The 5,344-nt window shown below is 69.6% G+C and carries 8 protein-coding genes; 5 read left to right on the forward strand and 3 right to left on the reverse strand.

What is annotated here, in order from left to right; translation table 11 throughout:
• Positions 1 to 775, forward strand: a 775-nt coding sequence (locus AC156L_RS04005; RefSeq protein WP_484406606.1) for a MinD/ParA family ATP-binding protein, incomplete at its 5' end; no start/stop codon positions are given.
• Positions 776 to 835: 60 nt separating this feature from the next.
• Here AC156L_RS04005 and AC156L_RS04010 read toward each other — a convergent pair.
• Together AC156L_RS04010 and AC156L_RS04015 are read right to left on the reverse strand one after the other, a co-directional pair.
• Entirely contained in the window at positions 836 to 1,021 is a 186-nt protein-coding gene (locus AC156L_RS04010; RefSeq protein ID WP_330881273.1) for a hypothetical protein, read from the reverse strand.
• A 58-nt stretch (positions 1,022 to 1,079) separates the two neighbouring features.
• A complete protein-coding gene (locus AC156L_RS04015; protein WP_330881271.1) occupies positions 1,080 to 1,298 on the reverse strand; it encodes a BldC family transcriptional regulator in 219 nt (72 codons plus the stop codon).
• A 156-nt stretch (positions 1,299 to 1,454) separates the two neighbouring features.
• On the opposite strand from AC156L_RS04015, the gene AC156L_RS04020 reads away from it, so the two are divergent.
• Positions 1,455 to 1,931 carry an Lrp/AsnC family transcriptional regulator gene (locus tag AC156L_RS04020; RefSeq protein ID WP_330881212.1) on the forward strand — a complete coding sequence of 159 codons (477 nt, stop codon included), beginning with the start codon at positions 1,455 to 1,457 and terminating at the stop codon, positions 1,929 to 1,931.
• A gap of 11 nt (positions 1,932 to 1,942) precedes the next feature.
• Positions 1,943 to 2,200, forward strand: coding sequence for a DUF4229 domain-containing protein (locus AC156L_RS04025; RefSeq protein WP_330881210.1), 258 nt, complete (start codon positions 1,943 to 1,945; stop codon positions 2,198 to 2,200).
• A gap of 219 nt (positions 2,201 to 2,419) precedes the next feature.
• Here the strand turns inward: AC156L_RS04025 and AC156L_RS04030 are convergent, their stop codons facing one another.
• Positions 2,420 to 3,406, reverse strand: coding sequence for an ADP-ribosylglycohydrolase family protein (locus AC156L_RS04030; RefSeq protein WP_330881208.1), 987 nt, complete (start codon positions 3,404 to 3,406; stop codon positions 2,420 to 2,422).
• Positions 3,407 to 3,439: 33 nt separating this feature from the next.
• On the opposite strand from AC156L_RS04030, the gene cds1 reads away from it, so the two are divergent.
• Entirely contained in the window at positions 3,440 to 4,528 is a 1,089-nt protein-coding gene (gene cds1, locus AC156L_RS04035) for an L-cysteine desulfhydrase Cds1 (RefSeq protein ID WP_330881206.1), read from the forward strand.
• A gap of 60 nt (positions 4,529 to 4,588) precedes the next feature.
• On the forward strand, positions 4,589 to 4,987 hold the full coding sequence (locus AC156L_RS04040) for a hypothetical protein (RefSeq protein ID WP_330881204.1): 399 nt from the start codon (positions 4,589 to 4,591) through the stop codon (positions 4,985 to 4,987).
• The last annotated feature ends 357 nt before the right edge of the window (positions 4,988 to 5,344 follow it).

The raw sequence follows: 5,344 nt of genomic DNA on the forward strand, positions 1-5,344 counted from the left end.
GCTGATCACGCGGATCAACCAGCCGCTGCGCGGGTGCTACAAGATCGCGATGCTCAGCCTCAAGGGCGGTGTCGGCAAGACCACGACCACCGCCTCGCTCGGCTCGACGTTCTCGTCGCTGCGCGGCGACCGGGTCATCGCCGTCGACGCCAACCCGGACCGCGGCACCCTGGCCCTCAAGGTGCCCCGCGAGACCACCGCGACCGTCCGGCACCTGCTGCGCGATGTGGCGAGGATCACCAAGTACAGCGATGTGCGGGCCTACACGTCGCAGAGCCCGAGCAGGCTGGAGGTGCTCGCCAGCGAGCAGGACCCGGCCGTGTCGGAGGCGTTCAGCGACCAGGACTACCTGCGCACGGTCGCGCTGCTGGAGCACTTCTACAACATCCTGCTCACCGACTGCGGCACCGGCCTCATGCACTCGGCGATGAAGGGCGTGCTCGACCAGGCCGACTCGCTGGTCCTCGTCTCGTCCGGCTCGGTCGACGGGGCGCAGACCTCGGCGGCCACGCTCGACTGGCTGGACGCGCACGGCTACCGCGACCTCGTGGCCAGGTCGATCGCGGTCATCAACTCGGTCCGACCGGGCTCGGGCAAGGTCGACCTGGACCGCTTGGCGGCGCACTTCGCGTCCCGCTGCCGCTCCGTGGTCATGATCCCGTTCGACCCGCACCTCGAAGAGGGCGCGGAGATCGAGCTGGACAAGCTGGAGCCCGCGACCAGGCTCGCGCTGCTGGAGCTGGCCGCCACCGTGGCGGACGACTTCCCCAGCTAGCGGACGGTCCCGACCGAGCGCGGGCCCCTGGCGACTCCTCGCCGGGGGCCCACGCTCGTATCAGGAGTCCTTGCCCTCCTCAGGAGGGCGTTTCGTCTGCTCGCCGAGCTTCCGGAGGAAGTCCGGGTCGTCGTCGGGTGCGATGACCCGACCACGAGGAGCGGTTTCGAGCCTGCCGGGCCCGAACGCTTTCCAGAGCAGCATGAACACGGTGAGCGCACCGATCGCCGCGAGCACGTACAGCATGGTCGCCACCTCCTTTGCCACGACATTACTCGTGACTAGGAGTACGTACGGGACGTGTTCAGTGACGCACCGGTTCGGTAGCTTCGGTGGTGAGCTCGGACAGCAGCGCCTGGACCTCGGACTCCCGGAACCTGCGGTGGCCGCCGGGCGTGCGGATCGACCCGATCCGGCCCGCGGTGGCCCAGCGGGTCACCGTCTTCGGGTCGACGCGGAACAGGTTGGCCACTTCACCTGGCGTGAGCAGCCGTTCCGGGCCGCTTTGACGAGTTACCTGCATGGACGCGGTCACGATCGTCCTCCTCAGATCAGACTTACCGCCCGCATCGTGGCATCTCACCCGTCAGGTACTCGAACACTTGGGTGATGGTAAAGAGGGAGTAAGGGACGAAGTTCGCGGTTCGGACATCCCGCAGGTAGGGCCTAGTCTTGTCCGGTGGACGCTCTTGATCGTCAAATCATCGCCGCGCTGCGCGAGAACGGCCGAGCCACCTACGCCGACCTGGGCCGCAAGGTCGGCCTCTCGGCGTCCGCGGTGCACGAGCGCGTGGGCAAGCTGGAGGCCACCGGCGTCATCGTCGGCTACCACGCCGTCGTGGACCCCAGCGCCGTGGGCCTGGGCGTAACGGCCCTGGTGGGCATCCACCCGACCGACACGGCCGACGACGACGACATCGCCCTGGAGCTGGCGGGCTTGATCGAGGTCGAGTCCTGCTACCGGGTGGCGGGCGACGAGTCGTTCATCGTCAAGGTGCGGGTGGCCACCGTGGACGACCTGGAACGCGCGCTGGGCCGCCTGCGCCGCATCCCCGGTGTGGCGAGGACCAGGACGACCGTCGTGCTCTCCACGCGCTTCGAGGGCCGCCCCAACACCTCGGACGCGGCGTTCGAACCGGGGGACGGCGGCGCGTAACCTGGGGAACCGTGCACCTGGGTAGAGATGTGACGCTGTACGTGCTGGCGCGACTGGGCATGGTCGCGGTGGTCATGGCGCTGCTCATGCTCGTCAACGTCCCGCTGCTCGTGGCGATGGCAGTAGGCGTGGTGGTAGCCCTGCCGCTGTCCCTCTTCGTGCTGCGCGGCATGCGCACCCGAGTGGCCGAGGGCCTCAACGAACGCGGAGCGGTCCGCAAGGCGGAACGCGACCGCCTGCGAGCCCAACTGAGGGGCGAAACCGCCTGAAGCCCCAACAAAGGCGACCCACGACAAAAGCGAGCCACGAGCTTTCCCTGAACCGAGGCCGATCTTGCTCGGGGGATCTGTCCCTTGCCCCGGTAGACCGGCAGGTGGCCACCACCTGCCCTTGAGTCCGATCACAGGGTCACATCGAGGGGTCCCCGAGTCACACCGGCCACCCCGCTGGGACCGGCAGCTACCCGATTCGCCGGAACCGCCCAGCCCTCACCCGTAAACCCCAAAGGTCCCAGCGGCCTCGTCAGCGGACCGGTGCAACAGGTCCACCATCTCCACCCCTTCCAGCCACCGCGAAGGAATGCCCTCCACCCCGTCCCGAGCCCCGAGAATATTCCCGCAAATAGACCCGGTCGAATCACTGTCACCGGATATGTTGACCGCGATCAACAACCCGTCCTCCAACGACTCCCCGGCCAACGCCGCCAACAACCCGATGGCCAGGGCCTCTTCCCCGACCCACCCCCCACCGAACAGGGTCTCGATCAACTCCGGGGTGGGCCGCTTCCCCCGACTCCCCAGCTGCACGGCCAGGTCCAACAGCTCCAGCTGCTCCTCGTGCTCGTCCCACCGGATCAGCTCCTCCCGCGCCTCGGCGGCGGCCTCCAGCACCGAAGCCCCGGCCAGCACCTGCTGCACGATCACCGCCAGCACCCCGGCCGACAGGAACCCGCTCGGATGCCCGTGCGTGATGGCGGCGGTGCCCGCGGCCAGCGCGAACACCTCGTCCACGTCCTCGGACCACAGGGCGACGGGCGCCGCCCGCATCACCCCGCCGCAGCCCTTGGAGTTGTTGATGTGGTCGCTGGTGGTCCCGAAGGCGTCCCTGTCGTACAGCGCCCCGAGGCACGTCGTACCCGGCGCACGCTGCGAGAACAGTCCCGGCTCGTCCAGCAGCCACCCCTCGGCCCGCACCGGGGGGCCACCCTGGGTGTGCAGCCACCGCCCGTACGCGGCCCGCACGTCCCACAGCGGGTCCGTCCCGTGCTTCCTGGCGATGACCAACCCCTCGAGGGTGAAGAGCGTCATCTGCGTGTCGTCCGTGATCGCGCCGACCTTGCCGTAGGCCGGGGCGAAGTCGGTCAGGCCGTCGGGGCCGAAGCGGGCGCGGATGGCGTCGATGTGCTCGAACTCGACGGCCCCGCCCAGGGCGTCCCCGACGGCGCCTGCGAGAAGTGACCCGCGAAACTTGTCCACGGCGGACCAGTGTCCTCGAAGTTATCGTGCGCCGTGACCATTTCCCTTGACCGATGTTGCAGCCGCACCAGGGACTGGGTCCGCGAGGCCGTCCGGATCATCGACGCCGACGCGAACCGCAGTGCCGACACGCACCTGCTCCACTTCCCGCTGCCCCTCGAATGGGGCATCGACCTGTACCTGAAGGACGAGTCGACCCACCCGACCGGCTCGTTGAAGCACCGCCTCGCCCGGTCGCTGTTCCTGTACGCGATCTGCAACGGGTGGGTCGTCGGCGGCACGCCGGTCATCGAGGCCTCGTCCGGTTCGACGGCCGTGTCGGAGGCGTACTTCGCCCGGCTGCTGGGGCTGCCGTTCATCGCGGTCATGCCCCGCTCGACCAGTCCGGAGAAGATCGCCCTGATCGAGCGCCAGGACGGCAGGTGCCACTTCGTGGACGAGCCGGGCGCCATCTACGACGAGTCTCGCCGCCTCGCCGCCGAGCTGAACGGCCACTACATGGACCAGTTCACGCACGCCGAGCGCGCCACCGACTGGCGGGGCAACAACAACATCGCCGAGTCGATCTTCCAGCAGATGGAGCTGGAGGCGACGCCGGAACCGGACTGGGTCGTCGTAGGAGCGGGCACCGGCGGCACCAGCGCGACCATCGGCCGCTTCATCCACTACCGCAGGCTGAAGACCCGCCTCGCGGTCGTGGACCCGGAGCACTCGGTGTTCTTCGACGCGTGGCGCGACAGCGACCCGACCCTCGTCGGCACCCGCGGTTCCCGCATCGAGGGCATCGGACGGCCGCGCGTCGAACCGTCGTTCGTCGGCCAGGTCATCGACCGGATGATCAAGGTGCCGGACGCCGCGTCCATCGCCGTCATCCGGCACGTCGAGGCCGTCCTCGGCCGCAGGGTCGGCGGCTCGACCGGCACGAACCTGTGGGGCGCGTTCCAGATCATCGCCGAGATGCGGGCGTCGCGGGCGCGCGGCAGCGTCGTCACGCTGCTCTGCGACGGCGGTGAGCGGTACGCCAACACCTACTACGACGACGGTTGGGTGGCCGCCCAGGACATGGACCTCGCACCCCACCTGGAGCGGTTGGAGAAGTTCCGCCGCACCGGTGCCTGGTAGCGGGAACGGGACGGACACCTGCTGCGTCGCAGCAGGTGTCCAGTCGGAAGGGGATTCTCGGTGAGTTGGCGGACCGCGGAGGTGTTGGCGGCCGAGGACGTCTTGGCCAGGTCGATCGCCGACGCCGAGAAGTCCATGCGCCAGGCGGAGAAACTGCGCGCGGCGGGCCGCGAACCCTCGGCGGAGGACATCCGCAGGGTGATCGCGTTCGCCAAGTCGCCCGCGGCGTCGATGGCGCTCCAGGCGTTGCAGCGCAGGATCGCGGGCGGCCACCTGAGCTGGCGCCAGGTCCTCAGCGGCGAAGCGGGCCACGACCAGGGCGTGCGCGCGGCCCTGGACGCCGACCGCGAACACATCGCCGCCCTCTGCCTGGGCGAAGCACCCCCGCCCCCGCCCGTGCGGCGGCGGCGTGACGATGACGACGACGAACAGATCGCCATCACCGAGGACGCGTGGTAGTTCATCGACAGCGACGGCCGGCTAGCTCGCGGGTGTGGGATCGGCCGGCGGTTCAGCTCTGCCGTGCCGCTGGTCGAGCGGCCAGCGGCACGGCGCATCCTCGCGGCCAGCGTTACGGCTCGACCTTGCGGCCAGCGTTACGGCTCGACCTCGCGGCCGGCGGCACGGCTCGACCCTGGCGACCCGCTGATCGCCATCCCGCCGCCAGCACGACCAGCGGCGCGGCTCAACCTCACCCGGCCTCGGGACGGTAGGCGGATCAGCTCACCATCAGCGCGCCACCGACCACGGCGGCCCACAGCAGCATCGCCAGACCCGTGTCCCGCAGCACCGGGATCAGGTGCAGACCGGTCATCC

Source organism: Umezawaea sp. (genome assembly GCF_057122925.1).

Excerpts from the sequence above, each read along its gene's own strand:
- AC156L_RS04010 (WP_330881273.1), bottom strand. The coding sequence starts at position 1,021 with ATGCTGTACGTGCTCGCGGCGATCGGTGCGCTCACCGTGTTCATGCTG.
- AC156L_RS04015 (WP_330881271.1), bottom strand. The coding sequence starts at position 1,298 with ATGCAGGTAACTCGTCAAAGCGGCCCGGAACGGCTGCTCACGCCAGGT.